Source organism: Pseudomonas sp. ATCC 43928 (genome assembly GCF_005938665.2).
GTDB lineage: Bacteria > Pseudomonadota > Gammaproteobacteria > Pseudomonadales > Pseudomonadaceae > Aquipseudomonas.
In genome coordinates, this window is the sequence record NZ_CP041753.1 from 6,291,179 (window position 1) to 6,317,695 (window position 26,517).

The 26,517-nt window shown below is 60.5% G+C and carries 25 protein-coding genes; 6 read left to right on the forward strand and 19 right to left on the reverse strand.

What is annotated here, in order from left to right; genetic code table 11:
- Positions 1-19: 19 nt before the first annotated feature.
- The 5 genes from FFH90_RS29075 to FFH90_RS29095 all read right to left on the reverse strand — a co-directional run bounded on the left by FFH90_RS29075 (position 20) and on the right by FFH90_RS29095 (position 7,307).
- Positions 20-1,045: a putative 2-aminoethylphosphonate ABC transporter substrate-binding protein gene (locus tag FFH90_RS29075; protein ID WP_086944388.1), complete on the reverse strand. Its 1,026-nt coding sequence runs from the start codon at positions 1,043-1,045 to the stop codon at positions 20-22.
- 32 nt (positions 1,046-1,077) lie between these two features.
- Complete coding sequence (locus tag FFH90_RS29080) at positions 1,078-2,802, reverse strand: putative 2-aminoethylphosphonate ABC transporter permease subunit (protein WP_138866459.1); 1,725 nt, start codon at positions 2,800-2,802, stop codon at positions 1,078-1,080.
- The gene (locus tag FFH90_RS29085) at positions 2,802-3,878 is read right to left on the reverse strand and encodes a putative 2-aminoethylphosphonate ABC transporter ATP-binding protein (protein ID WP_138866460.1); all 1,077 of its coding nucleotides are present in this window, start codon (positions 3,876-3,878) and stop codon (positions 2,802-2,804) included. The genes FFH90_RS29080 and FFH90_RS29085 overlap by 1 nt, the downstream gene beginning before the upstream one ends.
- 227 nt (positions 3,879-4,105) lie before the next feature.
- On the reverse strand, positions 4,106-4,969 hold the full coding sequence (locus FFH90_RS29090; RefSeq protein WP_018928662.1) for a LysR family transcriptional regulator: 864 nt from the start codon (positions 4,967-4,969) through the stop codon (positions 4,106-4,108).
- 16 nt (positions 4,970-4,985) lie between these two features.
- Positions 4,986-7,307 (reverse strand): heavy metal translocating P-type ATPase, encoded by a 2,322-nt coding sequence (locus tag FFH90_RS29095; RefSeq protein ID WP_138866461.1) that lies wholly within the window; start codon positions 7,305-7,307, stop codon positions 4,986-4,988.
- An 84-nt stretch (positions 7,308-7,391) separates the two neighbouring features.
- On the opposite strand from FFH90_RS29095, the gene cadR reads away from it, so the two are divergent.
- Positions 7,392-7,841 (forward strand): Cd(II)/Pb(II)-responsive transcriptional regulator, encoded by a 450-nt coding sequence (gene cadR / locus FFH90_RS29100; protein WP_007897786.1) that lies wholly within the window; start codon positions 7,392-7,394, stop codon positions 7,839-7,841.
- A gap of 93 nt (positions 7,842-7,934) precedes the next feature.
- Here cadR and FFH90_RS29105 read toward each other — a convergent pair whose 3' ends face one another.
- The 3 genes from FFH90_RS29105 to FFH90_RS29115 all read right to left on the reverse strand — a co-directional run bounded on the left by FFH90_RS29105 (position 7,935) and on the right by FFH90_RS29115 (position 10,649).
- Entirely contained in the window at positions 7,935-8,906 is a 972-nt protein-coding gene (locus FFH90_RS29105) for a thymidylate synthase (RefSeq protein ID WP_064621000.1), read from the reverse strand.
- 64 nt (positions 8,907-8,970) lie between these two features.
- A complete protein-coding gene (gene lgt / locus FFH90_RS29110) occupies positions 8,971-9,783 on the reverse strand; it encodes a prolipoprotein diacylglyceryl transferase (RefSeq protein ID WP_111452999.1) in 813 nt (270 codons plus the stop codon).
- Positions 9,784-9,866: 83 nt separating this feature from the next.
- The gene (locus tag FFH90_RS29115; protein ID WP_105340765.1) at positions 9,867-10,649 is read right to left on the reverse strand and encodes a sulfite exporter TauE/SafE family protein; all 783 of its coding nucleotides are present in this window, start codon (positions 10,647-10,649) and stop codon (positions 9,867-9,869) included.
- Between the two features lie 134 nt (positions 10,650-10,783).
- Here FFH90_RS29115 and FFH90_RS29120 point away from each other — a divergent pair, with 134 nt between their 5' ends.
- Positions 10,784-11,530, forward strand: a complete 747-nt coding sequence (locus tag FFH90_RS29120) for an NRDE family protein (RefSeq protein ID WP_138866462.1) — start codon at positions 10,784-10,786, stop codon at positions 11,528-11,530.
- Positions 11,531-11,625: 95 nt separating this feature from the next.
- On the opposite strand, the gene ptsP is transcribed toward FFH90_RS29120, so the two are convergent.
- On the reverse strand, positions 11,626-13,905 hold the full coding sequence (ptsP, locus tag FFH90_RS29125) for a phosphoenolpyruvate--protein phosphotransferase (protein WP_105340763.1): 2,280 nt from the start codon (positions 13,903-13,905) through the stop codon (positions 11,626-11,628).
- Between the two features lie 22 nt (positions 13,906-13,927).
- Complete coding sequence (locus FFH90_RS29130; protein WP_007897732.1) at positions 13,928-14,407, reverse strand: RNA pyrophosphohydrolase; 480 nt, start codon at positions 14,405-14,407, stop codon at positions 13,928-13,930.
- A 143-nt stretch (positions 14,408-14,550) separates the two neighbouring features.
- On the opposite strand from FFH90_RS29130, the gene FFH90_RS29135 reads away from it, so the two are divergent.
- Positions 14,551-15,207 (forward strand): HAD family phosphatase, encoded by a 657-nt coding sequence (locus tag FFH90_RS29135; RefSeq protein WP_138866463.1) that lies wholly within the window; start codon positions 14,551-14,553, stop codon positions 15,205-15,207.
- 117 nt (positions 15,208-15,324) lie between these two features.
- Here FFH90_RS29135 and FFH90_RS29140 read toward each other — a convergent pair whose 3' ends face one another.
- Positions 15,325-15,753 (reverse strand): DUF2269 domain-containing protein, encoded by a 429-nt coding sequence (locus FFH90_RS29140; protein WP_018928654.1) that lies wholly within the window; start codon positions 15,751-15,753, stop codon positions 15,325-15,327.
- 39 nt (positions 15,754-15,792) lie between these two features.
- Entirely contained in the window at positions 15,793-17,307 is a 1,515-nt protein-coding gene (gene ilvA, locus FFH90_RS29145; RefSeq protein WP_028939103.1) for a threonine ammonia-lyase, biosynthetic, read from the reverse strand.
- Between the two features lie 349 nt (positions 17,308-17,656).
- Here ilvA and rpiA point away from each other — a divergent pair, with 349 nt between their 5' ends.
- Complete coding sequence (rpiA, locus tag FFH90_RS29150) at positions 17,657-18,328, forward strand: ribose-5-phosphate isomerase RpiA (RefSeq protein ID WP_138866464.1); 672 nt, start codon at positions 17,657-17,659, stop codon at positions 18,326-18,328.
- A 61-nt stretch (positions 18,329-18,389) separates the two neighbouring features.
- On the opposite strand, the gene FFH90_RS29155 is transcribed toward rpiA, so the two are convergent.
- The 4 genes from FFH90_RS29155 to FFH90_RS29170 form a co-directional block, all read right to left on the reverse strand.
- Entirely contained in the window at positions 18,390-19,295 is a 906-nt protein-coding gene (locus tag FFH90_RS29155; RefSeq protein ID WP_064621006.1) for an SdiA-regulated domain-containing protein, read from the reverse strand.
- 87 nt (positions 19,296-19,382) lie between these two features.
- Positions 19,383-20,318 carry an SdiA-regulated domain-containing protein gene (locus FFH90_RS29160; protein WP_018928650.1) on the reverse strand — a complete coding sequence of 312 codons (936 nt, stop codon included), beginning with the start codon at positions 20,316-20,318 and terminating at the stop codon, positions 19,383-19,385.
- 181 nt (positions 20,319-20,499) lie between these two features.
- On the reverse strand, positions 20,500-21,165 hold the full coding sequence (locus FFH90_RS29165; protein WP_018928649.1) for a fumarylacetoacetate hydrolase family protein: 666 nt from the start codon (positions 21,163-21,165) through the stop codon (positions 20,500-20,502).
- 38 nt (positions 21,166-21,203) lie between these two features.
- Positions 21,204-22,598, reverse strand: coding sequence for an FAD-binding oxidoreductase (locus FFH90_RS29170; protein WP_138866465.1), 1,395 nt, complete (start codon positions 22,596-22,598; stop codon positions 21,204-21,206).
- Positions 22,599-22,802: 204 nt separating this feature from the next.
- Between FFH90_RS29170 and serA the strand changes: the two genes are divergently transcribed.
- Positions 22,803-24,032: a phosphoglycerate dehydrogenase gene (gene serA, locus FFH90_RS29180; protein ID WP_018928647.1), complete on the forward strand. Its 1,230-nt coding sequence runs from the start codon at positions 22,803-22,805 to the stop codon at positions 24,030-24,032.
- A 77-nt stretch (positions 24,033-24,109) separates the two neighbouring features.
- Here serA and FFH90_RS29185 read toward each other — a convergent pair whose 3' ends face one another.
- Positions 24,110-24,535, reverse strand: coding sequence for a DUF4399 domain-containing protein (locus FFH90_RS29185; RefSeq protein WP_111453006.1), 426 nt, complete (start codon positions 24,533-24,535; stop codon positions 24,110-24,112).
- Between the two features lie 140 nt (positions 24,536-24,675).
- Between FFH90_RS29185 and FFH90_RS29190 the strand changes: the two genes are divergently transcribed.
- Entirely contained in the window at positions 24,676-25,260 is a 585-nt protein-coding gene (locus FFH90_RS29190) for a transporter substrate-binding domain-containing protein (RefSeq protein WP_138866466.1), read from the forward strand.
- A 29-nt stretch (positions 25,261-25,289) separates the two neighbouring features.
- Here FFH90_RS29190 and FFH90_RS29195 read toward each other — a convergent pair whose 3' ends face one another.
- Together FFH90_RS29195 and FFH90_RS29200 are read right to left on the reverse strand one after the other, a co-directional pair.
- Positions 25,290-25,775 carry a DUF523 domain-containing protein gene (locus FFH90_RS29195; RefSeq protein ID WP_018928644.1) on the reverse strand — a complete coding sequence of 162 codons (486 nt, stop codon included), beginning with the start codon at positions 25,773-25,775 and terminating at the stop codon, positions 25,290-25,292.
- A gap of 2 nt (positions 25,776-25,777) precedes the next feature.
- The gene (locus FFH90_RS29200) at positions 25,778-26,410 is read right to left on the reverse strand and encodes a 2OG-Fe(II) oxygenase (protein WP_018928643.1); all 633 of its coding nucleotides are present in this window, start codon (positions 26,408-26,410) and stop codon (positions 25,778-25,780) included.
- Positions 26,411-26,517 lie beyond the last annotated feature (107 nt).

Consider the following 26,517-nt stretch of genomic DNA (forward strand, 5'->3'; position numbering starts at 1 on the left):
GCCACAAGGTGTGAGTCAGTTACTTGGCAGCCACTTTCTCGGACTTGCCGTCATAGCGCTTGCGCCATTCAGTCAGGATCTCGTCACGATTCTTCGAGGCCCAGGCAAAGTCGTTCTTGATCAGGCGCTGCTCATAGTCCGCCGGCAATTCGGTCTGCGGCTTGGCGATACCCGGTTGCGCGAGCACCGCAAAGTTCTCTTTATAAAGCTCCATCGCCGCCGGACTTGCGGAGAAGTCGGCCAGTTTCTTCGCTGCTTCTTCATGCGCGGTTCCTTTGATCACGGCGGTCGCTTCGATCTCCCAGCCCAGGCCTTCTTTCGGCAGGATGATGTCCAGCGGCGCGCCCTGGCGCTTCAGTTGAACAGCCGGGTATTCGAAGGAAATACCGATCGGGAATTCACCGGCAGCGGCGAGCTTGCACGGCTTGGAACCGGAGTGAACGTACTGGCCGATGTTCTGGTGCAGGTCGTCCATGTACTGCCAGCCCTGCTTCTCGCCGAAGGTTTGCAGCCAGGCGCTGACGTCGAGGAAACCGGTGCCGGACGAGGCCGGGTTGGGCATGACGATCTTGCCTTTGTACTCAGGCTTGGTCAGGTCCTGCCAGCTCACGGGTTTGCTCAGCCCCTGCTTTTCGGCTTCGACAGTGTTGAAGCAAATAGTCGCCGCCCACACGTCCATGCCGACCCAAGCCGGTGGGTTGGCAACATCACGGTAGTTACCGCCGATCTTGCCCAGGTCCTTCGGCGCGTAGCTTTGCAGCATGCCTTGCTGATCGAGGATCGCCAGGCTCGATGCCGCCAGGCCCCACACTGCGTCGGCTTGCGGACGGGCTTTTTCGGCCAGTAGCTTGGCGGTGATGATGCCGGTGGAGTCGCGCACCCACTTGATCTCGACGTCCGGGTTGGCCTTCTCGAAGGCTTCTTTGTAGGTCTTCAGTTGTTCGGCTTCGAGGGCGGTGTACACCGTCAACTCGGTTTTCGCAGCGAAGGCGTTCAGGCTGAAAGCGGTGAGGACAGCAGCGGCCAGGGCCAAGGGCTTGAACATGGTGCAATTCCTGTGTGAGTTGAAGGTGTGAATCAAAGACCGGGCGCGGTCTGCCGCCAGGCCTGGGAGCGGCGCAATAAACCGCGCGAGGCCCAGGCCAGCAGCAGGGACACGCCCGCCGAGGTGAACAGAATCAGGGTCGACATCGCCGCCGCGCCGCCGACGTTGCCGGCGTCGTCCATGTTCAGCACCGCCACCGCCGCGAGGATGGTGTCAGGGCTGTAGAGGAAGATTGCCGCCGAAACGGTGGTCATGGCCGAGACGAACAGGTAGCGCACGATGTCCAGCAACGCCGGCAGGCAGATCGGCACGGTGACTCGCAGGTAATGCCGATACAGCGGCGCCTTGAGTGACAGCGCGGCGGCTTCGAACTCGGCGTCGAGCTGGCGCAGCGCGGTGGTCGCGGTCATTTGCGCAGTGGTCAAATAGTGAGCAATGGTGCAAACCACCAGCAGCGTCATGCTGCCGTAGAGCACATGCAGCGGATTGCCGCTGAGGTTGAAGAAGAAGACGTAACCCAGGCCCAGCACCAGACCCGGCACCGCCATCGGTACGAAACTGAGCATGCGCAGTGTCAGATTCAGCCCGCGCTGGCCACGGGTTTTCTCCATCAGGTAGGCGCCGGTGAAGATCAGCACGCTGCCGATCAACGCCGTGCACAACGCCATCTTCACGCTGTTGCCATAGGCCAGCCAGCCGCCGCCCGCGGTGTCGTTGAACTGGTAATGGTTGAGCGACAGCGACAGGTTGTACGGCCAGAACTTCACCAGCGACGAGTACACCGCCGTGCCGAACACCAGCAGCAACACCGCGCAGATCAGCAGCACGATGGCCAGATAACAACCGTCGCGCAGCCTCGACGGCATTGGCTGAAAGACTTGCGCCCGGCCACTCATGGAATCGCCATGACGCCGACGCAGCCAGGCGTCGACACCAAAGCTGAACAGCGCCGGCAGCAGCAGAACCATGCCGATCAGTGCGCCGCGACCGAATTGTTGCTGGCCGACCACCGCTTTGTAGGCTTCCAGCGCCAACACCTGATAGTCGCCACCCACCACCACAGGCACACCGAAGTCGGTGATGGTCAGGGTGAACACCAGACAGAACGCTGCGAACACCGCCTGACGCGTCGCCGGCCAAGTGATGCTGCGAAAGGCTTTCGCCGGGCTCGCGCCCATACTGGAGGCGGCATCGAACAGTCGCGCATCCGCCAGGGACAGCGCTGACAGCAAAATCATCAAGGCGTGTGGGAAGGTGTAGATGACCTCGCCGAGCACAATGCCCCAGAACCCGTAGATGTTGTCCGAGAACAGACCGCGCAACAGGCCCTGATTGCCGAACAGATAAACCAGCGCAATCCCCGGCAACATCGACGGCGCCATCAACGGCAGCAGCGACATGCCGCGCCAGATGCCTTTGCCGGGAATCAACGTACGTTGCAGGGCGTAGGCAAACAGGTAGGCCAACGGTACGACAATCGCCGCCACACTGAGGGAAACCTTCAGGCTGTTACCCAGCAACCAATGGAAATTCGCACCGGTCAGCAATTCACCGGCAGCCACCAGACCACCGCCCTGCCCGGCCTGCGAACTGAACCCGCGCCAGAAGATCGCCAGTAACGGCATCAACACTGCCACACAGAGCAACACCAACAACAGCAGCTTGCCGCCGACCACGAACAGCCGGTCGCCGATCTCGGCACGGGAGGCCTGCCGAACCTGCTTGTGCGGTATCGGCAGCGCGACGTTCGCGCTCATCAGGCGAACACCTGCAGGCTACGCGGCGGCAAGGCGACCATGATCTGCTGCGCACCGAGACGCGGCATCGCTTCCGGCGCCAGTTCCGCCAGCAATGCATGACCCGGCAGCTGATCGAGTTCGAAGCTCATGCGGCAACGATTGCCGAGGAAAGTGATTTCGCGAACCTTGGCCGGGAACAGGTTTTCTTCATGCACCAGCGGGTTGACGTTGATCGCCTCGGGACGGCAGAACAACCGGCCCGACGCGGTTTTCGCACTACCATCGGCCAGGCGCATGTGCATCCCGCCGACCAGGGCATGACTGTCGCTGCTACGGCGGAACGGCAGCCAGTTGCCCTGACCGACGAACTCCGCCACAAACGGTGTGGCCGGGCGGTCGTAGATGTCCTGCGGTGTGGCGTACTGCTCGACCTTGCCGTTGTTCATCACGGCGATGCGGTTGGCCATCAGCATGGCTTCGTCCTGATTGTGCGTGACCATCAGGGTGGTGATGCCGAGGTTGCGCTGCAATTGGCGCAACTCGGTGCACAGATGCTCGCGGACCCGGGCGTCGAGCGCCGACATCGGTTCGTCCAGCAGCAACAAGGAAGGGGCCGGCGCCAGAGCCCGGGCCAGCGCTACGCGTTGCTGCTGACCGCCGGACAACTGGCCGGGGTATTTTTTCTCGCTGCCGGTGAGGCCAACCAGCTCCAGCATCTGACCGACACGCTTGCGCACCTCATCGCGACCGCTGCCGGCGAGGCCGTAGGCGATGTTCGCTTCGACGGTGAGATTGGGAAACAGCGCGTAGGACTGGAAGAGAATGCCGTAGTCCCGGGCCTGAGGCGCCAGGTGGGAAACGTCGCGATCACCGAGGTATAACTCGCCGCTGTCCTGGCGCTCAAGGCCGGCGATGCAACGCAGCAAGGTGGTCTTGCCGCAACCCGACGGCCCCAGCAAACACACCAGTTCACCGGCCGTCACGTCGAGGGAAACGTTATCCAGCGCGGTGAACGCACCGAAGCGTTTCTGCACGCCGCGCACTTTCATCGGCGCGCCGGGGTTGGTCAGGGCAGTTGCGATCGAGTGGTTCATGGACAGGCCTCATCAAGCAGATGAGGGCCATCCTAGGTTTGCAATGCGTCCGTCATGTGGCAACGAGGCAAAAACGGCCGATAGTGGTATTCAAGGATTTGGGTTGGGTAGAACGAGCGATGAGTAACCTGTGGCGAGGGAGCTTGCTCCCGCTGGGTTGCGAAGCGGCCCCAGAAAATGGGCCTGCTGCGCAGTCCAGCGGGAGCAAGCTCCCTCGCCACAGGGATCTACGCGGGGGCCATTTCCTGCGCCAGTCCGAGAAACGCCGCCGGCAGCCGGGCGCCTTTTCGCTCCTTGAGGCAGTACAGGTACTCGGGAATCTGCGGCGCATTCTCGAGGGTCAGCACCCGCAATTGCGGATCGTGCGGCACTTCCTGCCGCGCGATGATGCTGATGCCGATGTTGCGCAGCACCGCTTCACGAATCGACTCGCGGCTGCCAATCTCCAGCAGCGGCCCGAAACTCACCCCGGCACTGGCCAGCAACTCTTCGGTCAAGCGCCGGGTGGTCGAGCCCGACTCGCGCATCAACAAGGTGTGCCCCGCCAGCGCACTGAGCGGCACATGGTCATGCACCGCCAGAGGATGATTACGATGCACCGCCAACACCAGCGGGTCACTGCCCAGTACCCGGCGGATCAGCCGCGCATCGTCGAGCAACTGCGAGGACGCGGCGACATCGACCCGGTAATCCTCCAGCGCTTCGAGCACCTGCTGGGAGTTGCCGATTTCCACCGACACCTCCACCTGCGGCAAGCGCTCGCGAAAGGTCTTCACCAGATCGAGGATGTAATACGGCGCCGTGGCGGCGATGCGCAACGTGCCCTGGACCTGACCGCTGTTACGCAGGAAGAACTCGATATCGGCTTCCTGCTGCAGCAGTGCCTTGACCATCGGCAACAGCCGCGCACCTTCGTCGCTGACGCTGAGGCGGCGGCCGCCACGGTAGAACAGCTCAACCGAATACTGGCTTTCCAGGTGCCGGATCTGGGTCGTCACCGTCGGTTGGCTCAGGCCGAGCTTTTTCGCCGCCAGGGTAATGCTGCCCAGCCGGGCCACCATGTAAAACGCCTTCAGCTCGGCACTCAGCACACCCGTTCCTCATCGTCTATTTGCGCAACAGGCGCAAACCGTTGAACACCACCAACAGGCTCACGCCCATGTCGGCGAACACCGCCATCCACATGGTGGCGAGCCCGGCGAAGGTTACCCCAAGAAAGATCGCTTTGATGACCAATGCCAGGGCAATGTTCTGTTTGAGGATATTGGAGGTCTGCCGCGACAGGCTGATGAAGGCCGGGATCTTGCGCAGATCGTCGTCCATCAGGGCGACATCGGCGGTTTTGATGGCGGTGTCGGTCCCGGCGGCCGCCATGGCGAAACCGATCTCGGCCCGCGCCAGTGCAGGAGCGTCGTTGATGCCGTCGCCGACCATTCCCACGCGATAGCCCTGGGCATACAGCGTTTCGATGGCCTGCAGCTTCTCGCTCGGCAACAGATCGCCTTGCGCCTGATCGATGCCCACATGGGCGGCGATGACCTCGGCGGTGTGAACGTTGTCACCGGTCAGCATCAGGGTTTTGATGCCCAGTTCATGCAACTGCTGGATCGCTTCGCGACTGGTCGCTTTCACAGTGTCCGCGACGGCAAACAAGGCCAGCGGACCCGACTTGTCGAGCAACAGCACCACCGACTTGCCCTGTTTCTCCAGCGCAAACAGCTGCTCTTCCAACGCTGGAGAACACAGACCCAGATCTTCCACCAGACGGTGATTACCCAAGTGGTAGAGCTCACCATTGATCTCGCCGCGCACGCCACGCCCAGCCAGGGCTTCGAAGTTATCCACAGTCAGCGACGCGAATTGTTTATCCACAACCGCATTGGCAATGGCCAGCGACACCGGGTGATCCGAGCGACCGGCCAGTGCCGCCGCAATGGCCGGGGCTGTTTGATCGGCGGTCGGGTCGAGGGACAAATAGTCGGTCTGCACCGGTTTGCCATGCGTGAGGGTGCCGGTCTTGTCGAAAGCCAGGTAATCGAGTTTGTAGCCGTGCTCCAGGTAGACGCCGCCCTTGACCAGAATCCCTTTGCGCGCCGCTGCCGCGAGGCCGCTGACAATGGTCACCGGAGTGGAAATCACCAAGGCGCATGGGCAGGCGACCACCAGCAACACCAGTGCCCGATAGATCCAGTCGAACCACAGCGCGTCCATGAACAGCGGCGGGATCACCGCCACGGCGAGGGCCAGGATGAACACCGCCGGTGTGTAGATTTTCGAAAAGCTGTCGACGAAACGCTGGGTGGGCGCCCGCGCGCCCTGGGCCTGTTCGACGGCGTGGATGATCCGCGCGAGGGTCGAGTGATCGGCCGCTGCGGTCACAGTGTACTCCAGTGAACCGGACTGGTTGATGGTGCCGGCAAACACCTTGTCGCCAACGGTTTTCTCCACCGGCAGGCTTTCACCGGTAATCGGTGCCTGATCGATAGTCGAGCTGCCGGACACCACTTCGCCGTCCAGACCGATCCGCTCACCGGGACGCACTCGCACCCGCGCACCCAGCTCGATGCTTTTCACCGGTTGTGCGACCCAACTGCCGTCGGCTTGCTGCACCGTGGCTTGCTCGGGCGCCATCTGCATCAGTCCGCCGATGGCGTTGCGCGCCCGGTCCAGGGACCTGGCTTCGATCAGCTCGGCGACGGTGAACAGGAACATCACCATCGCCGCTTCCGGCCACTGGCCGATCAGGACCGCACCGGTCACCGCGATGCTCATCAGCGCGTTGATGTTCAGGTTGAGGTTTTTCAGGGCGATCCAGCCCTTTTTATAGGTACCCAGGCCGCCACTGAGGATTGAGATCAGCGCAATCACCGCCACCACCCAAGTGGGCGCCGCGTTAGTGAAGTGGATCACTTCAGCCGCCAACGCACCAACGCCGGACAGCGCCAATGGCCACCAAGGTTTTTTCTCTGGCACAGGTATTGGCGCTTCGACGCCTTGCTCCAGCGGCTCGGCGTGCATGCCGAGGGACTTGATCGCCTCGATGATCGGCGCGGTGCCTGGCAGGTCATGGGTCACGCCCAACACCCGGTTGATCAGGTTGAACTCCAGTTGCTGCACGCCCGCAAGCTTGCCGAGTTTGTTCTGGATCAGCGTCTGCTCGGTCGGGCAGTCCATGGCCTCGATGCGGAAGCTGCTCAGCCGCGCGCCGGCGGTCGGTGTCTCGCTCAACTTGATCAGCGATGGCGCCTCTTTGGAGGAACAGCAGGCATCGCCGTGGCCGCCATGATCATGGCTACCATGGGCATGCTGGGGCGCAGGCTGCAGCTTGTGGCTGTGATCGTGATCGTGATCGTGATCGTGATCGTGATCGTGATCGTGATCGTGATCGTGATCAGCCTCGGGTTTGTGGGTGTGAAGAGAATCGCTCATTGGTCGCGTCCATGAAGGTGCCTGTTGCCAAGTAAAGACCCTGTAGCCACTATAGGGTCAAGCACCCTTTTGGAGATCGACGCGATGAAAATAGGAGAACTGGCGAAACTCACCGACTGCGCCGTAGAAACCATCCGCTACTACGAGCGCGAAAACCTGCTGCCGGAACCGGCCCGCAGCGACGGCAATTACCGCGTCTACACCCAGGCCCACGCCGAACGCCTGACTTTCATCCGCAATTGCCGCACCCTCGACATGACCCTGGAGGAAATCCGCAGCCTGCTGGCCCTGCGCGACAGCCCGCAGGATCAATGCGAAAACGTCAACGCGTTGATCGACGAACATATCCATCATGTGAAGGCACGAATCGACGGTTTGCTGGCCTTGCAGACACAACTGCTCGACCTGCGCCAACGCTGCAGCGAAGGGCCGGATATCGATCAGTGCGGGATTTTGCAGCGGCTGGAGGTGAGTGGCGGGGTTGTGGCGACGGAGGTTGAGCATTCCCATGTCGGCCGAAGCCATGGGCATTAAGAATGCCTTCGCGGGCAAGCCTCGCTCCTACAGGTATCGTGTGAACCTGTAGGAGCGAGGCTTGCCCGCGAACACCGCGAAGCGGTGCCAGACTCAGACCGCCATCGGCGCCGTCATCGGAGCGTGGTGCTCGTAGCCTTCGAGCGAGAAATCACTTGGCTCGATCAGCTCCAGCCACTCCGGCTGGTACACACCGGTCTTGGCGAACTCCGGCACGCGATCGGAGATCTTCAGCTTCGGCATGGCGAATGGCTCGCGCTTGAGCTGTTCGTTGAGCATGTCCAGGTGGTTTTCGTAGACGTGGGCATCGCCAATGAAATAGGTGAACCAGCGCGGCGTGTAACCGGTCAGGCGGCCGATCAGGCTCAGCAGCGCAGCGCCTTCGGTGAGGTTGAACGGCGTGCCCAGGCCCAGGTCGTTGGAGCGGATGTAGAGGGTCAGGGAGATTTCCCTGGTCTCGACATTCGGGTGGAATTGGTACAGCAAGTGGCACGGCGGCAGGGCCATCTCATCGAGCTGCGCAACGTTCCAGCCGTGGAACAGGATGCGACGGCTGCCCGGGTCCTTGATGATGGTGTCGACGCACTGGCGGATCTGGTCGATCGCCTTGTACAACACCACATACGCCTGGCCATCTTCTTCGCCTTCAGCAATCTGCCGATAACCCTGGCTCAGGGTCTGCTCGATGGCGGCCTGGTTGCTGACCGGGATTTGCTTATACGCCGGCCATTTGCGCCATTGCACGCCGTAGATCTCGCCGAGGTCGTCTTCGCCCTGACGGAACGGGTTGGCCAGCCACTGGGCGTTTTCGTTGGCGTTCTGGTCCCAGACCTTGCAACCCAGCGCACGGAATTCAGCGGCGTTGTTCACCCCGCGCAGAAAACCGCACATCTCGCCGATGGCCGACTTGAAGGCCATCTTGCGGGTGGTGATCGCCGGGAAACCTTCCTGCAAATCGAAGCGCAGCATCGCACCCGGAAAGCTGATGGTGTTCACGCCGGTGCGGTTGGCCTGTTTGGTGCCGTTCTTGATGACGTGGGCGACCAGATCGAGATATTGCTTCATGAATTACCTGTGTCCTTGAACCCGGAGCCGTCGCCCCGGGGTTCGATTTTTTTGCGCCTGCTGCTTATGCAGCTGCTGCGGGGGCCACCGGGGCGCGTCGATAAGCCAGCCAGATCAGGAATAGACCGCCGACGATCATCGGTACGCACAGCACTTGGCCCATGGTCAGCCAATTCCACGCCAGATAGCCCAGTTGCGCATCCGGAACGCGGACGAACTCGACAATGAAACGGAAAATGCCATAGAACAGCGCAAACATCCCGGATACCGCCATGGTCGGCCGTGGCTTGCGCGAGAACAGCCAGAGGATCAGGAACAGCGCCACACCTTCCAGCGCAAACTGGTACAGCTGCGACGGGTGACGCGGCAACTGCGCCGGGTCGCTGAACGGAGGGAAGATCATCGCCCACGGCACGTCGGTCGGCTTGCCCCACAACTCGGCGTTGATGAAGTTGCCGATGCGCCCGGCACCCAGACCGATCGGCACCATCGGCGCAACGAAGTCCATCAGCTGGAAGAACGACTTGTTGTTCTTTTTACCAAACCACAACGCTGCGAGCATCACACCGATGAAGCCACCGTGGAACGACATGCCGCCCTTCCACACTTCGAAGATCAACATCGGGTTGGCCAGGTAAGCGCTCAGATCATAAAACAGCACATAACCCAAGCGGCCACCGACGATGACGCCCATCGACATCCAGAACACCATGTCGGAGAGTTTCTCCTTGGTCCAGGTCGGGTCGAAGCGGTTCAGCCGACGGGACGCCAGCAGCCACGCGCCGCCGATGCCGACCAGATACATCAGGCCGTACCAGTGGATTTTCAGCGGACCGATGGCCAGGGCCACCGGGTCGATCTGCGGGTAAGGCAGCATTGCGACTCCTCGTTAGAGTTGAAACCTTCAAAATTCCCGGGCGACGCTGTCACGCCAGGATTAAGCCAGGATTGCGTTAGGTGTCAGAGCAGGAAGTTCAAGCCGACGCAAAACAGCAAAGCGGCAAACAGTCTTTTCAGCAAGCGTGGCGACAGCCTGTGGGCCAGTCGTGCACCGAGGCGGGCGAAGACCATGCTGGTCAGAGCGATCCCCAGCAGCGCCGGCAAATAAACAAAACCGAGACTATGGGCCGGCAGCAGTGGATCGTGCCAGCCCAGAATCATGAAACTTAATGCACTTGCCAAGGCGATGGGCAGGCCACAGGCCGACGATGTGGCCACCGCTTGTTGCATCGGTACGCTGCGCCAGGTCAGGAATGGCACGGTCAGCGAGCCGCCGCCGATCCCGAAAATCGCCGAAGCCCAGCCAATCACACTGCCGGCCACGGTCAGACCGACTTTACCGGGCACCGTTCGGCTGGCCTTGGGCTTGAAGTCCAAGGCGAGTTGAACAGCGATGATCAACGCGAATACGCCGATGATTTTCTGCAAATTCGGCCCGGAGATCGCTTCGGCGGTCAGCGCGCCGAAACCGGCACCGATCAGAATGCCGAGAGTCATCCAGGCAAAAATCGGCCAACGCACGGCGCCGCGGCGATGATGTTCGCGAACCGCATTGACCGACGTAAAAATGATCGTCGCCAGGGAAGTACCGACTGCAAGATGCGTCAGGATCGACGGATCAAATCCCTGCAAGGTGAAGCTGAACACCAGCACCGGGACGATGATAATCCCGCCGCCTACCCCAAACAGCCCGGCCAGCACGCCCGCACAGGCGCCCAGCGCCAGATAGAGCAGAAATTCCATGGCCACATCCCCAAGCATCCCGAAACAGGAGCGGCATGGTAACGGATGCATGGCCTCGGGCTCCACTGCGGATGGCGATGGATCGATGAGCGATGTCTGCGTAGAGTGAGCAAAAAACACACAAGGACCACCTTATGTGCCTGATTGTCTTTGCCTGGCGGCCGGGTCATGCCCAGCCGCTGATCGTGGCGGCCAACCGCGACGAATTCTATGCCCGGCCCAGCCTGCCCCTGGCGCAATGGCCGCACGCCCCGCATGTCTACGCCGGGCGTGACCTCGAGGCCGGCGGTACGTGGCTCGGTGTCGGCGCCAATGGGCGCTTCGCCGCACTGACCAACATCCGTGATCCCCTTCAACCGCCGGCCGCCAAGTCGCGAGGCGAACTGGTGGCGCAGTTTCTCAGCGGGGAAACGCCCATTGAAGACTATTTAAGCGACGTTATCGGACGTTCGGCTGAATATGCCGGGTTCAATCTGCTGATCGGCAATGCCAAAGAGCTCTGGCACTTCAACGCTCGGGAAACCGCGGCGGTCAGGCTCGAACCAGGGATTTATGGGTTATCGAACGCGGGGCTGAATACGCCGTGGCCAAAAGTGCTCAAGGCCAAGGCAGCGTTGAGCGAAGTCCTGGACGATCCACAACCACAGGCGTTATTGGCCTTGCTGAGCGATCCGCAGATCGCACCACTTGCCGAGCTGCCGGACACTGGCGTGGGGCAAGCCACCGAGACGTTGTTGTCGAGCGTGTTTATCAAGAGCCAGGCTTATGGGACGCGGGCGAGCACGGCGTTGATTGTTCAGGCGAATGGGATGCGGCATATGGTCGAGCGGAGTTTCGGGCCGTATGGGGGGCATTTGGGGGAGGTAGAGATCAGGATTTAGAGATGCGGTGTGTTTGCGGACGTCTTCGCGGGCAAGCCTCGCTCCTACAGGACGGTGTAGGAGCGAGGCTTGCCCGCGAAGAGGCCCTCAGCGTTTTAGAGGGTCTTGACCGAAGCCGGATTGATCATCCGTGCCAACCCAAGGTTTTTCAGCGCCAGTTGCAGCGAGCTGTGGATAACTTGCGGGTTGTCGATGGTCATCAGCTCGGCGAGCAGTTCCTTGGCCTTGCTCAGGTTGATCTGACGCAGCATCCACTTCACTTTCGGCAAGTTGGTGGCGTTCATCGACAGGCTGTCGAAGCCCATTGCCATCAACAGCACCGCCGCCGCCGGGTCACCGGCCATTTCGCCGCAGATACTCACCGGCTTGCCTTCGGCATGGGCATCACGCACCACGCTCTGCAGGGCTTGCAGCACCGCCGGGTGCAGGTAGTCGTAGAGGTCGGCCACCCGTGGGTTGTTTCGGTCCACGGCCAGCAGGTATTGGGTCAGGTCGTTGGAGCCGACCGACAGGAAGTCCACCTGCCGCGCCAGTTCCTTGGTCTGATACACCGCTGCCGGAATCTCGATCATCACGCCAACCGGCGGCATCGGCACGTCGGTGCCTTCGTCGCGGACTTCGCCCCAGGCCCGGTGGATCAGGTGCAAGGCTTCTTCCAGTTCATGGGTGCCGGAAATCATCGGCAGCAGAATACGCAGGTTGTTCAGGCCTTCGCTGGCCTTGAGCATGGCGCGGGTCTGCACCAGGAAGATTTCCGGGTGGTCGAGGGTCACGCGAATGCCGCGCCAGCCGAGGAACGGGTTGTCTTCCTTGATCGGGAAGTACGACAGCGCCTTGTCACCGCCAATGTCCAGGCTACGCATGGTCACTGGTTGTGGATGGAACGCGGCAAGTTGCTCGCGATAGATCGCCAGCTGTTCCTTTTCGCTCGGGAAACGCTGGTTGATCATGAACGGTACTTCGGTGCGGTACAGACCCACGCCCTCGGCACCGCGCTTCTGCGCCCGTGCCACGTCCGCCAGCAGGCCGGTGTTGACCCACAGCGGCATGCGGTGGCCATCGACCGTTACGCACGGCAGGTCGCGTAATGCATCCAGCCCGAGGGCCAGTTGTTTCTCTTCCTCGACCACGTCGGCGAACTGCTTGCGCAGCACGTCACTCGGGTTGGTGTAGACCTCGCCGTGGTAGCCGTCGACGATCATCTGGATGCCGTCGACCTTGGAGTACGGCAGGTCGACCAGGCCCATCACCGTCGGAATACCCATGGCACGCGCCAGGATCGCCACGTGGGAGTTGCCGGAACCGAGTACCGACACCAGGCCCACCAGCTTGCCTTCCGGCACCTCGCCGAGCATCGCCGGCGTCAGTTCTTCGCTGACCAGAATGGTGTTGTCGGGGTAGACCAGCGTCTGCTGCCGCTCTTCCTGCAAGTAGGCGAGCAAACGGCGGCCGAGGTCCTTGACGTCCGAGGCCCGCTCACGCAGGTAGGCGTCGTCCATCAGTTCGAAACGGTTGACGTGATCGGTAACCACCTGACGCAGCGCGCCCTGGGCCCACTGACCGGTCTTGATCACGGTGGTGACTTCGCTGCCGAGCGAGGCATCGTCGAGCATCATCAGGTAGACGTCGAACAGCGCCCGCTCTTCAGGTCGCAGCTGGGTTGCCAGCTTGGCGGACAAGGCGCGCATGTCGGCGCGCACGCCTTCGATGGCGGTCTTGAACAGTGCAAGCTCTGCATCAATGTCGGTGATGGTCTTGTCCGGCACCACGTCCAGGTCGGCCGGTGGCAGCATGACGACCGCGGTGCCGACCGCCGCGCCCGGCGAACCCGGTACGCCGACGAACTTTGCTTCCTGGATACCTTTGCCCTGACGGCCCAGGCCACGGATCGAACCGGTGGCCTCGGCGTGGGCGATAACGCCGGCGAGCTGCGCGCTCATGGTCACGAGGAAGGCTTCTTCACCCTCATCGAACTGGCGGCGTTCCTTTTGTTGAATGACCAACACGCCGACGACGCGGCGGTGGTGAATGATCGGCGCCCCGAGGAACGACGCGTAGCGCTCTTCACCGGTCTCGGCGAAGTAACGGTAGCGCGGGTGATCCGCGGCGTTTTCGAGGTTCAGGGGTTCTTCACGCGTGCCGACCAGGCCGACCAGACCTTCGTTGGGTGCCATGCTGACTTTGCCGATCGAGCGCTTGTTCAAGCCCTCGGTGGCCATCAGCACGAAGCGGTTGGTCTCTGGATCAAGCAGGTAGACCGAGCAGACCTGGCTGCCCATGGCCTCTTTGACGCGCAACACAATAATCCCCAACGCCGCCTTGAGATCCTTGGCGGAGTTAACTTCCTGGACGATCTTGCGCAGCGTATTGAGCATGGCTCGGGGTCGAACTCCGTCGTCAGTCGCGCGCTAAAAGGCGCGGGGCAAGCTCTTTGAGAGCGCGTCGATACACCTCGCGCTTGAATGTCACCACCTGGCCCAACGGATACCAATAGCTGACCCAGCGCCAGCCATCGAATTCCGGTTTACCGGTCAAATCCATCCGCACCCGCTGCTCGTTGGAGATCAGGCGCAGGAGAAACCATTTCTGCTTCTGGCCGATGCACAGCGGTTGGCTGTGCGTTCTGACCAGACGTTGCGGCAAACGATAACGCAACCAGCCCCGGGTGCAGGCGAGAATTTCAACATCTTCGCGCTCCAGGCCCACTTCTTCGTTCAACTCGCGGTACAAGGCGTCTTCCGGCGTCTCCTGGGGGTTGATCCCGCCCTGTGGAAACTGCCAGGCATCTTGATTGATTCGGCGAGCCCATAGCACCTGGCCAGCATCATTCGTCAGAATGATCCCGACATTGGGGCGGAAACCATCGGGGTCGATCACGGCAACAACCTCGCAAACGCATGTCGCCGCATTGTTCCACAAAGGTTGTGAAAGCAGCAACGAGCCGACCTACCTTATGTGCACTCTTGTGAAAAGTCCGTATTCTGGAGACCTTTCTACAGACTTTTCAGCGAGTAACTGCAATGCGGCTGGCTTTATTCGACTTGGACAACACGCTTCTGGGCGGCGACAGTGACCACGCCTGGGGCGATTATCTGTGCGAACGCGGTTTCCTCGACGCCGTCGCCTACAAGGCGCGCAACGACGAGTTCTATCAGGATTACCTGGCCGGCAAGCTGGATAACGATGCGTACCTGAACTTCTGCCTGGAAGTCCTCGGTCGCACCGAAATGGCTACGCTGGATCAATGGCACCTGGACTACATGCGCGACTGCATCGAACCGATCGTGCTGCCCAAGGGCCTCGAACTGTTGGCCCAACACCGTGAGGCTGGCGACAAGCTGGTCATCATCACCGCCACCAATCGCTTTGTGACCGGGCCGATTGCCACGCGTTTGGGCGTCGAGACCCTGATCGCCACCGAATGCGAAATGATCGACGGACGGTACAGCGGGCGCAGCACCGATGTCCCGTGCTTCCGTGAAGGCAAGGTGACCCGGTTGAATCGTTGGCTGGAAGAAACCGGCCACAGCCTGGAAGACAGTTATTTCTACAGCGACTCGATGAACGACTTGGCGTTGCTGGAGCAAGTGACGAATCCGATCGCGGTCGATCCGGACCCTAACTTGCGGGCCGAGGCCGAGAAACGTGGCTGGCCGGTGATCAGTTTGCGCGATTGATTAAGCCTGTAGCAGCTGCCGAGGTACGAGGCTGCGTTGCGGTCCGCAGGACCGCCCTTGGGCCCGCTTCGCATCCCATCGCGGTCTCGTGCCTCGGCAGCTGCTACAGATTCCGCGCTATACCGGCTTGGCCCCCATCAACCCCGCAATGGCGATCAAGCAGACAAAACTGAACAACGCCAACGCCAACGTAAACTTCCCATTCCCCGCCGCTGGCGCCTTGCGCAGCCGATTGAGCCGCACCAGCAGCCAGAACCAGCCCAGCGCCGCCACGGTGTACAGCACACTGGACGCCAGCAACCAGGTCTGCCCCAACGGCCAGCCCACCAGATGCACCATCCACCAGCCGGTAAACGGCATGCTCAACAGCGCCAGGCCCATCAACAACCAGATGAACACCTGCGGTCGCTGCAAGGTACGCGCAGGCGCCGTCGCATCACCGTTACGACGAGTGCGCCAGACCCAGATTGCCAGCCCCAGTGCGCTGATCAACAGCAGCACCGTCGCCACGCCATGCGCGACTTTGAGGGCGGTTAACGTTTCCATTGTTCGATTTCCTTATAGGCTGCCCATCAGCGTAGCCGCTCAGCCGAGAAACAGCTGATAGGCCGGGTTGTCGCTTTCGTCCCAGTACGGGTAGCCGATTTCTTCCAGCGCAGCCGGTACCAGATGACGCTCGTCGTGGGGCACTTGCAGGCCCGCGACCACACGGCCATCCGCCGCGCCGTGGTTGCGGTAGTGGAACATCGAAATGTTCCAGCGCCCACCGAGCTTGTTGAGGAAGTTGAACAACGCACCCGGACGCTCCGGGAACTCGAAGCGCAGCACCACCTCATCGACCACCTGGGCGGCACGCCCGCCAACCATATGGCGAATGTGCAATTTGGCCAGTTCGTTGTCGGTCAGGTCGAGTACCGGGAAACCCTGCTCGGTCAGGCTGGCGAGCAGCGCACTGCGCGGGTCGTTTTCCGGATGGGTCTGCACGCCGACAAAGATGTGTGCTTCGCTGCCGGTGTTGTAGCGGTAGTTGAATTCGGTGATCTGGCGCTTGCCGATGGCTTCGCAGAATGCCTTGAAGCTGCCCGGTTTCTCGGGGATGGTCACGGCGATGATGGCTTCGCGGCCCTCGCCCAGCTCGGCACGCTCGGCGACGTGTCGCAAGCGGTCGAAGTTGACGTTGGCGCCGGAATCGATGGCCACGAAGGTCTGGCCGGTGACGCCACGTTGCTCGACGTATTTCTTGATCCCGGCCACGCCCAAGGCGCCGGCAGGTTCAGTGATCGAGCGGGTATCGTCGTAGATATCCTTGATCGCCGCACAGATTTCATCGGTGCTGACGGTGATCACTTCATCAACGTAGTCTTTGCAGATATCGAAGGTGTGCTGGCCGATCTGCGCCACCGCGACGCCATCGGCAAACAGGCCCACGGTCGGCAACACCACGCGCTCACCGGCCGCCATGGCGGCTTGCAGGCAGTTGGAGTCATCCGGTTCGACGCCGATGATCTTGATGTCCGGACGCAGGTATTTCACGTACGCCGCAATCCCGGCGATCAATCCGCCGCCGCCCACAGGAACGAAGATCGCATCCAGACGCCCCGGGTGCTGGCGCAGAATCTCCATGGCCACCGTGCCCTGCCCGGCAATGGTGTGGGGATCGTCGTAGGGGTGAATGTAGACGTAGCCTTTTTCGTCGACCAGTTTCAGCGAGTAGGCCAGGGCTTCCGGGAACGAATCGCCGTGCAGTACCACTTTGCCGCCGCGCGAACGCACGCCTTCGACCTTGATCTCCGGGGTGGTCTTGGGCATCACGATGGTCGCTTTCACGCCCAGCACTTTGGCTGCCAGGGCCAGGCCTTGCGCATGGTTGCCCGCCGAAGCGGTGACCACGCCACGGGCGCGCTCTTCATCGCTCAGTTGCGTCAGCTTGTTGTAAGCGCCGCGAATCTTGAACGAGAACACCGGCTGCAAGTCTTCACGCTTGAGCCAAATCTCGTTGCCCAGCCGCTCGGAGAGCTGGCGAGCAGTCTGCAATGGGGTTTCTACGGCAACGTCATAAACGCGCGAGGTGAGGATCTTTTTGACGTACTGTTCGAGCATCGGAAAGCATCACTGAACGGGTTGGGCAGGGCCAAGGAGTCTAACCCGGCTTTCGGGCGGGCGACCACACTAAACAGGTGGTTTTAGCCACTCGCAAACGCAAGAGACTCATTGTGGCGAGGGAGCTTGCTCCCGCTGGAGTGCGAAGTGCTCCCCAAAACAGGCAGCCCGTTTCTTCAAACACACTGTATTGGCAGGTTTTACGACTGCTGCGCAGCCGAGCGGGAGCAAGCTCCCTCGCCACAGACAAGCCCCCTCGTCTCCATTCGACACACTGGCAATGACCTTCCACATCGCGAGGCCTATAATGCCGGCCTTTCGTCCCCCTCTTCGGCACCTCGGAGCCCGCATGACCCAGGATCAACTCAAACAGGCAGTGGCTCAGGCCGCCGTCGACTTCATCCTCCCGAAACTCGATGACAAGAGCATCGTTGGGGTCGGCACCGGCTCTACCGCCAATTGCTTCATCGACGCCCTGGCCAAGCACAAAGGCGCGTTTGACGGCGCAGTGGCCAGTTCCGAAGCCACCGCCGCGCGCCTCAAGGACCACGGTATTCCGGTGTATGAGCTCAATACCGTCAGCGATCTGGAGTTCTACGTCGACGGCGCCGATGAAAGCGACGAGCACCTGCACCTGATTAAAGGCGGCGGTGCAGCCCTGACCCGCGAGAAGATCGTGGCGGCCGTGGCCAAGACCTTCATCTGCATCGCAGACGCCAGCAAACTGGTGCCGGTGCTCGGTGCGTTCCCATTGCCGGTGGAAGTGATCCCGATGGCTCGCAGCCACGTGGCCCGCGAACTGGTGAAGCTGGGCGGCGACCCGGTTTACCGTGAAGGCGTGCTGACCGATAACGGCAACATCATCCTTGACGTGCACAACATGCAGATCACCAACCCGGTGGAGCTGGAAGCACAGATCAACGCCATCGTCGGCGTGGTCACCAACGGTTTGTTCGCGGCCCGCCCGGCGGACTTGCTGCTGTTGGGCACGAGCGAAGGCGTGAAAACCCTCAAGGCCTGATGCCACACCCATTTGTAGGAGCGAAGCTTGCTCGCTCCTACAATTGGTTTTGCGGTGTTGGTCAGGGCTGTGCCGGTTTTTTGAAGACATAGAACAGGTTCGGCTCGCTGACGAGGTACAGGGTGCCGTCGTCATCCATGGCAATGCCTTCCGGCTTGTGCAATCCCTGACGATCCTTGCTCAGTGACAGGGTGCTCAGCGGTCGCCCGTCCACATCCAGTTCAAGAATCAACCGCGACTCATCGGACAGTGCCAGCAAATGGCCGCTGCGCTCGTCATATTGCAGGCTCGACAGGTCTCGCACGAACATTCCGCCATCGCGCTTGGGATTGTTCACCACGTGCACCGCGTAGGACTTCTCCGGGTTGTAATGGGGAAAGCCCTGCACTTCGTAGATCAGCATCGGGTCGCGCTCCTTGGCGACGAACAAGCGCTTGCCCACCGAGTCATAGGCCAACCCCTCGAAACCCTTGTTGCCGCTCATGTGCACGCCGAGGGTCATCTGCTCGGCGTCCGCGGCATCGAGGAACGTCGTGCCCTTGCGTAGATGAATCTTGATCAGCCGTTGCTCACGCTCATCGGTGATCACGTAAGTGTCAGCGCTAATGAACTCCACTGCTTCCGGGTCGCCGAACCCGACCAGCGCCACACGCCGCAGGATTTTGCCTTCCAGGGACAACTCGATCAGCTCGGCGTTTTTTTGGGTGACCGTGAACAGGCTTTTGCGCACGGGATCGAAGGTCAGCGCTGAAACATCGTCGTCCAGACCGTCAATGACTCGCGCCTCGATCGCCACCTGATACTGGTCCAAGCCAATGGATCGGGTATTCATCGGCTGCCATAGCGCCTGCACATTGAACCCGCTGCGTTCAAACAGGCGCTGGTACTGGCCGACGGCAACCAACACGATCAGGGCAATGACCGACAGGATCAGCATCAGGGGTTTGGGGCGGACAAGTCGACGCATTCAGGCAAACTCGGAAACAGGACGGGCGGATGAAACACCACGGCTGCCTGAATTAAAACCCTAATGGCCCGCGACCTTCTACCGCAACTACCGAACCTGTTGCTTTTCGAAGCGGTAGAACAGGTTCGGCTCGCTCACCATGTACAGCGTGCCCGCTTCGTCCATGGTGACGCCTTCGGCACGGGGAATGGTTTTCTTCAGGCCATTGAACCCTCCGAGCAAGGTCATGAAACTGACCTGCTCGCCCTTCTCGTCCAGTTCCAGCAACAAGTGAGAGTCGGCGGACAGCACCAGGGTGTGACCGGTGCGCGGATCGATGGCCAGGGCCGACAGGTTACGGACATCCAGTGCGTCGCTGGAGAGTTTCTGCTTGTCACCCTTCAGGATCTGGCTGCCATCGCTTTTCCAGCTGAACAGCGCTGGTGGACGCTCTTCACCCAGCAGCAGTTGCTGGCGACGGGCATCCCAGACGACGGCTTCGAAGCCTTTATTCTGGTTTTTCGAGGGGCCGAGATCGTATTTCGGGAAATTGGCGATGTTCAGCTCGCGCGTATCGGCATCGACCTTGACGATCGAGAGCAGGTGTTCGCGCTCATCGGTAATCGCCAGCAAACCATTGCCCATTACCGTCACCCCTTCCGGGTTGCTCCACCCCACCAGCGGCATTTTGCGCAACACGTCGCCTTGCAACGTCAGCTCGACCAGGAACGGGTTCTTGCCCATCACGGAGAACAGGGTTTTGGTCTGCGGGTCGTAAGACACGTCCGACGCTTCGTCCTTCTCCATGCCCGGCAGCAGTTTGGCGTCGATCACCGCCCGATAGTCCGGCAGCCAGACACTCTCTTTTCGTTCGGCAGGGCTTTCGAAGCGCTCCTTCACCCAGAGCACACCGCGATCATCCCAATGCATCGCAAACGCAAGGCCATAAGCGGCGACCGCCACCAGTAAAAGCCAGAAATACCAACGCATGACAAAGCGCGAGCGGCGGGCAGTTTTCAGCTTGGGCAGCGATTCGATGGCCATTCAGGGATGCGTTCCAGAAATTCAGGCTATGGGTAATAGCACATTGGGACAGGCTCAGATGCCATAAGCCCCGGAATTATCCAGACAAAATGTGAAAAAAACGGGAAATGGCCGGATTGCCCTGTGTGGGCAGCCAAGATCAAAAGATCGCAGCCTGCGGCAGGCTGCGATTTTTTGCTTTTTAGAGAACGCTACTGGTAAAGCGGCTGACACCCGGCAATTCGAGCACCAGTTCGTCACCGACGTTCAGCGGGCCAACGCCCACCGGCGTGCCAGTGAGGATCACGTCACCGGCCTGCAGCGAGAAGCAGCCGGCCATGTACTGGATCATCGGCACGATCGGATTGAGCATGTCCTTGGTGTTGCCATCCTGGCGGACTTCACCATTGATGGTCAGGCGGATGCCGATGTCGGTCAGGTCGGTAAACGTGCTGCCAGCCACGAATGGCGCAATCACCGCCGCACCGTCAAAGCACTTGGCGATTTCCCACGGCAGGCCCTTGGCTTTAAGCTCGGCCTGCTTGTCGCGCAGGGTCAGGTCCAGGGCCGGGGCGAAGCCGGAGATGGCATCCAGCACTTCTTCGCGGCTCGGCTTGGTCGACAATGGCTTGCCGATCAGCACCGCTATTTCTGCTTCGTAATGCACCGAACCGCGCTCGGTCGGAATGCTGAAGCTGCCTTCCAGTGGCACCACGCAGCTGCCGGGTTTGATGAACAGCAGTGGTTCGGTGGGCACCGGGTTGTCCAGTTCCTTGGCGTGTTCGGCGTAGTTGCGGCCGATGCACACCACTTTCCCCAGCGGAAAATGAATACGCGTTCCGTCGACATACTGGTGCTGATAGCTCATTGACCGACTCCTGCTTCGTGCTCTTAAAGTTCGAAGAATCAAACAGCGAAAATCTTGCCCGGGTTCATGATGCCATTCGGGTCGAACACCGCCTTGACGGCTTTCATGTACTCGATCTCAACCGGTGAGCGGCTATAGGTCAAGTAGTCACGTTTGGTCATGCCCACGCCGTGTTCGGCGGAAATCGAACCGTTGTACTTCTCGACGGTTTCGAACACCCACTTGTTGACGGTGGCGCACTTGGCGAAGAACTCATCCTTGCTCAGGTTATCCGGCTTGAGGATGTTCAAGTGCAGGTTGCCGTCGCCGATGTGGCCGAACCAGACGATTTCGAAGTCCGGGTAGTGTTCGCCGACGATCGCGTCGATTTCCTTCAGGAACCCCGGGACTTTCGACACAGTGACCGAAATGTCGTTTTTGTACGGCGTCCAGTGGGAAATGGTTTCGGAGATGTACTCGCGCAGCTTCCAGAGGTTCTGCAACTGGGTTTCGCTCTGGCTCATCACACCGTCCAGCACCCAGCCCTGCTCGACGCAGTACTCGAAGGTTTCCAGGGCGTGATTGGCCACTTCATCGGTGGTCGCTTCGAATTCCAGCAATGCATAGAACGGGCAGTCGGATTCGAACGGCGCCGGCACATCGCCGCGTGCCATGACCTTGGCCAGGGCTTTGTCGGAGAAGAATTCGAAGGCAGTCAGGTCAAGTTTGCTCTGGAACGCGTGCAATACCGGCATGATCGAATCGAAATCGGCGGTACCGAGCACCATCGCGGTAAGGTTTTTCGGCGCACGGTCCAGACGCATGGTGGCTTCGACGACAAAACCCAGGGTGCCTTCAGCGCCGATGAACAGCTGACGCAGGTCGTAGCCGGTGGCGTTCTTGATCAGGTCTTTGTTCAGTTCCAGCAGATCGCCCTTGCCGGTGACGACTTTCATGCCGGCCACCCAGTTACGGGTCATGCCGTAGCGAATCACCTTGATCCCGCCGGCATTGGTGCCGATATTGCCGCCAATCTGGCTGGAACCTGCCGAAGCGAAGTCCACCGGGTAGTACAAACCGTGCTCTTCAGCCTTGCTCTGTAATTGTTCGGTAACCACGCCCGGCTGACAAACAACGGTGCGATCGGTGAGGTTCACGTCGAGAATCTGGTTCATGTAGTCGAAGGACACGACCACTTCGCCATTGGCCGCCACTGCTGCGGCAGAAAGCCCGGTACGACCGCCGGACGGCACCAGTGCAACCTTGTGTTCATTGGCCCAACGGACAATGGCCTGGACCTGCTCGATGGTCTTGGGGAACACAATGGCCGTCGGGGCCGGGGCGAAATGTTTGGTCCAATCCTTGCCGTAAGCGTTCAGGGAGTCGACGTCGGTCAGCACCTTGCCAGGCTCAACCAGGGTCTTCAGCTCATCAATCAGCGCAGGATTGGTCATCGACAGAACTCTCGAACAATTCATGGTCATCCTGAGTACGCTTCACGTCGCAGAATGAGTGTTAGCAGGTCGCATATGCTAGCATACCGACCCCGCAGGATAGTGCCCAAAGGCTGTTCTGCGGCGACGGCTTTCCTGCCGTCCGGGTCAGCTCTGGCTGCTCCCTTCCCTGCCATTTTTTCTCCGGGACACAGGTTTACGCAGATGAGCAAGACTTCTCTCGATAAGAGCAAGATCAAGTTCCTTCTTCTCGAAGGCGTCCACCAATCGGCTGTCGACGTCCTCAAGGCGGCGGGCTACACCAGCATCGAGTACCTCACAGGTTCTCTGCCGGACGCCCAGCTGAAGGAAAAGATCGCTGATGCTCACTTCATCGGCATTCGCTCCCGCACTCAACTGACCGAAGAGATCTTCGATCACGCGAAGAAACTGGTGGCTGTCGGCTGTTTCTGCATCGGCACCAACCAGGTCGACCTCAACGCGGCTCGCGAACGCGGTATCGCGGTATTCAACGCGCCGTACTCCAACACTCGCTCCGTTGCCGAGCTGGTGCTGGCCGAGGCGATCCTGTTGCTGCGCGGCATCCCTGAGAAGAACGCTTCCTGCCACCGTGGCGGCTGGATCAAAAGCGCAGCCAACTCCTTCGAAATCCGCGGTAAAAAGCTGGGTATCGTCGGTTACGGCTCGATCGGCACTCAACTGTCGGTCCTGGCTGAAGGCTTAGGGATGCAGGTTTACTTCTACGACACCGTGACCAAGCTGCCATTGGGCAACGCCACCCAGGTCGGCAACCTGCACGAGCTGTTGGGCATGTCCGACATCGTCACCCTGCACGTTCCGGAAACCGCTGCCACCCAGTGGATGATCGGCGAGAAGGAAATCCGCGCCATCAAGAAGGGCGGCATCCTGATCAACGCCGCGCGCGGCACCGTGGTCGAACTGGACGCCCTGGCGGACGCGATCAAGGACAAGCACCTGATCGGCGCGGCCATCGACGTATTCCCGGTGGAGCCACGCTCCAACGAAGAAGAGTTCGAAAGCCCGCTGCGTGGCCTGGACAACGTGATCCTGACCCCGCACATCGGTGGTTCTACCGCTGAAGCGCAGGCCAACATCGGCCTGGAAGTGGCGGAAAAACTGGTCAAGTACAGCGACAACGGTACGTCGGTATCGTCCGTGAACTTCCCGGAAGTGGCCTTGCCGGCTCACCCTGGCAAGCACCGTCTGCTGCACATCCACGAAAACATTCCGGGTGTGATGAGCGAGATCAACAAGGTCTTCGCCGAAAACGGCATCAACATTTCCGGTCAGTTCCTGCAGACCAACGAGAAAGTCGGCTACGTCGTGATCGACGTCGATGCCGATTACTCGGAAATGGCGCAAGAGAAGCTGCAGCACATCAACGGCACCATTCGTTGCCGCGTGTTGTTCTGATCGCGACTTGAGCGACAAAAAAGGGAGCTCCTCGGAGCTCCCTTTTTTACGGCTGCTTTTTTATCGCTGTGGAAAAGTTACTTCACCGTCACGGTGATTTTCTTCGACACGATCGGCGGCTCGAACGGCATGTGACCGCTGTCGCCCAGTTCGAGCTGCAAGGTGTGCTTGCCCGGTGCCAGTTTGATTTCAGCGTGAGTCTGCGCTTTGCCAAAGTGCATGTGATTGGCATCGTTTGGAATCGGAGCGCCGGCAGCCGGTAGTTTGTCGACATCGATCAGCAGATGGTGGTGCCCAGTGTTTTTGGTGGTGTCGCCCGCTGGTGCCAGTGCGATTTCCTTGACGCCGAAATTCACTGTAAAGGTTTGCGCGACCGTGGCTCCGTCCGCAGGAGATACGATGAACACTTCTGCCCCCTTCGGAGCCGGGGTGGCGGCACCGGCCAGCACCGAAACACCCATCAGCACACCAGCCAATGCTGCTCGTGACATAAAGCTTTTCATTCTCTTCTCCAGTTTTTCCGTAAAATTCGCTCGACCGTGAACAACTTAACGGCCATTCGTTGTCGAAGGCACTCAATAACCATAGCAAAGCGAGCCTGAACAGCGCGTCGCGATAGATAAATGAATTCAAAGGAGTGACCATGCGCTTTTTGCCTGGCCTGATCTGCCTGCTACCCCTTTTGAGCCCTTTGGCTCATGCCGAACTGATGGACGATGTAAACGACCGCGGCGAATTGCGCATTGCTCTTGAGGCTAATACACCGCCCTTCAATTTCAAGGATGACGGCAAACTGACCGGGTTCGAGGTCGAGTTGGGTCAACTGCTGGCCAATGAGCTGGATGTACGGGCCGACTTCGTCGTCACCGATTCCGACGATCTGATGACCGGCGTCGAAAGCGGCAAATACGACGTTGCCATCAATCACATAGCACTGACCCCGGACCTGAAGGATCGTTTCGACTTCAGCGAACCTTACATTCACACCAACGCACAATTGATCGCGCAGAAAGAAGAGCAACCACGATCAATCCTGTTGGTGCAGTCGCTGATGGAACAAAAACCGAAGGCCACCCCTGTGAGCCTGGCGATTCCGTTTCAGAAGGGTAATCCGGCGTTTCATGCCAGCCTTGAGAATGCAATGCAGCGGATCAAGGCCGATGGCCGGCTGGAGGCGCTGGAGCAAAAGTGGTTTGGGGCAGATGCGGGTGTGGCGCCGAAACCTTGATTCGGGCGAATGAGTAACCCTGCGGGCTGTTACTTCAGGGTTGCCAGGGCCTGCGCCGCTTGCGGCAACTCCAGCTCGCTGAAGACTTGCACACCATGGCGCTTGAGCAGCGCGGCGGTCACGCCCTCACCGCTGACCTTCACTCCACTGAACGTCCCGTCATAGGTCAGCAGATTCCCGCAAGACGGGCTGTTGGCCTTGAGCACGGCAATCCGGATGCCGTGCTGTTGCACCAGCTCCAGCGCCTGAGAAGCCCCCGATAGAAACTCGGCACTGACGTCCTCGCCCTCGGTGGTGATGACCGATGCAAGGCCATCAAGCACTTCACCGCCCTGCCCGCCGGGAATTTCCGCCGCAGCCCTGGGTGTCGGCAACCCGCCGGCGACTTCCGGACACAACGGCACCACCCGGCCCTCGGCAATCCACTGTTCCAACAGATCGAACGGCCCGCTGGCCCCGCCGTCGTAACGGACGCGGTGACCGAGCAAACAGCGGCTTACCAGAATTTTTTGCATGATTAGAACGGCTCGTTGCCACGACGGCGGAACCAGCCCGTCAAGGACAGGCGTTCTCGGGTCGCGGGCAGGACTTCGTGGGGCACGTCGCCCGACAGGAACACCACCAGGCATCCGCCGGTGGGCACCACATCGTGTTCGACGCCTTCGTCCAGGTACATGCGCAACTGACCGCCATGCTCGGGCAGCCAGGCGTCGTTGAGGTAGATCACCGCCGAGACCATGCGCCGGTCGTCGTCACGGAAACGGTCGACATGCTTGAGGTAGAAAGCGCCGGGCGGGTACAGGGCGAAATGGCTTTCGAAATCTTCCAGGCCCAGGAACAAACCACGATTCATCGCCTCACGCAGGCTGTCCATCAACCCCAGGTAGCTGTCGCAGGACTCGGCCTGGCCGGGTTCGAGCCACTGGATATGGTCGCCGCGAATGCCCTCGCGAATCTCCGAAAACGCCCCGCGCCCCACGGCGGCCGGGGCGAGCTCACCCTCGGCGGCACGTTTACGACATTCGGCGGCCAGCGCCCGGGTCAGGTCCAGGGGCAGGAAAATATTCTGCTGCGACCAGCCGTGTTCGGCCAGGTCGTCGACGATACGTAACAGCAGTGGATGATCAGAGGGTATGTGCATGGCGCGCATAGTATTCCTGTGCCCGCAAATCCGACAGAGCCACGCAGCGGAGGATTGGTCGGATAAGGTACTCAACCTGATACGAATTCTCGACAAGTACGAATGCCGCACGGAGA

What these genes read in the sequence shown, in the direction of transcription:
- ptsP (WP_105340763.1), bottom strand. Translation starts at nt 13,905, where the DNA reads ATGCTCAATACGCTGCGCAAGATCGTCCAGGAAGTTAACTCCGCCAAG.
- FFH90_RS29095 (WP_138866461.1), bottom strand. Translation starts at nt 7,307, where the DNA reads ATGAGCGATTCTCTTCACACCCACAAACCCGAGGCTGATCACGATCAC.
- FFH90_RS29170 (WP_138866465.1), bottom strand. Translation starts at nt 22,598, where the DNA reads ATGACCAATCCTGCGCTGATTGATGAGCTGAAGACCCTGGTTGAGCCT.
- FFH90_RS29195 (WP_018928644.1), bottom strand. Translation starts at nt 25,775, where the DNA reads ATGCAAAAAATTCTGGTAAGCCGCTGTTTGCTCGGTCACCGCGTCCGT.
- FFH90_RS29085 (WP_138866460.1), bottom strand. Translation starts at nt 3,878, where the DNA reads ATGAACCACTCGATCGCAACTGCCCTGACCAACCCCGGCGCGCCGATG.
- FFH90_RS29185 (WP_111453006.1), bottom strand. Translation starts at nt 24,535, where the DNA reads ATGAAAAGCTTTATGTCACGAGCAGCATTGGCTGGTGTGCTGATGGGT.
- FFH90_RS29155 (WP_064621006.1), bottom strand. Translation starts at nt 19,295, where the DNA reads ATGCGTCGACTTGTCCGCCCCAAACCCCTGATGCTGATCCTGTCGGTC.
- FFH90_RS29105 (WP_064621000.1), bottom strand. Translation starts at nt 8,906, where the DNA reads ATGAAGCAATATCTCGATCTGGTCGCCCACGTCATCAAGAACGGCACC.
- FFH90_RS29200 (WP_018928643.1), bottom strand. Translation starts at nt 26,410, where the DNA reads ATGCGCGCCATGCACATACCCTCTGATCATCCACTGCTGTTACGTATC.
- FFH90_RS29080 (WP_138866459.1), bottom strand. Translation starts at nt 2,802, where the DNA reads ATGAGCGCGAACGTCGCGCTGCCGATACCGCACAAGCAGGTTCGGCAG.
- FFH90_RS29075 (WP_086944388.1), bottom strand. Translation starts at nt 1,045, where the DNA reads ATGTTCAAGCCCTTGGCCCTGGCCGCTGCTGTCCTCACCGCTTTCAGC.
- FFH90_RS29160 (WP_018928650.1), bottom strand. Translation starts at nt 20,318, where the DNA reads ATGGCCATCGAATCGCTGCCCAAGCTGAAAACTGCCCGCCGCTCGCGC.
- FFH90_RS29115 (WP_105340765.1), bottom strand. Translation starts at nt 10,649, where the DNA reads ATGGAATTTCTGCTCTATCTGGCGCTGGGCGCCTGTGCGGGCGTGCTG.
- FFH90_RS29140 (WP_018928654.1), bottom strand. Translation starts at nt 15,753, where the DNA reads ATGGAAACGTTAACCGCCCTCAAAGTCGCGCATGGCGTGGCGACGGTG.
- ilvA (WP_028939103.1), bottom strand. Translation starts at nt 17,307, where the DNA reads ATGCTCGAACAGTACGTCAAAAAGATCCTCACCTCGCGCGTTTATGAC.
- serA (WP_018928647.1), top strand. Translation starts at nt 22,803, where the DNA reads ATGAGCAAGACTTCTCTCGATAAGAGCAAGATCAAGTTCCTTCTTCTC.
- FFH90_RS29135 (WP_138866463.1), top strand. Translation starts at nt 14,551, where the DNA reads ATGCGGCTGGCTTTATTCGACTTGGACAACACGCTTCTGGGCGGCGAC.
- FFH90_RS29120 (WP_138866462.1), top strand. Translation starts at nt 10,784, where the DNA reads ATGTGCCTGATTGTCTTTGCCTGGCGGCCGGGTCATGCCCAGCCGCTG.
- rpiA (WP_138866464.1), top strand. Translation starts at nt 17,657, where the DNA reads ATGACCCAGGATCAACTCAAACAGGCAGTGGCTCAGGCCGCCGTCGAC.
- FFH90_RS29190 (WP_138866466.1), top strand. Translation starts at nt 24,676, where the DNA reads ATGCGCTTTTTGCCTGGCCTGATCTGCCTGCTACCCCTTTTGAGCCCT.
- lgt (WP_111452999.1), bottom strand. Translation starts at nt 9,783, where the DNA reads ATGCTGCCTTACCCGCAGATCGACCCGGTGGCCCTGGCCATCGGTCCG.
- FFH90_RS29165 (WP_018928649.1), bottom strand. Translation starts at nt 21,165, where the DNA reads ATGAGCTATCAGCACCAGTATGTCGACGGAACGCGTATTCATTTTCCG.
- cadR (WP_007897786.1), top strand. Translation starts at nt 7,392, where the DNA reads ATGAAAATAGGAGAACTGGCGAAACTCACCGACTGCGCCGTAGAAACC.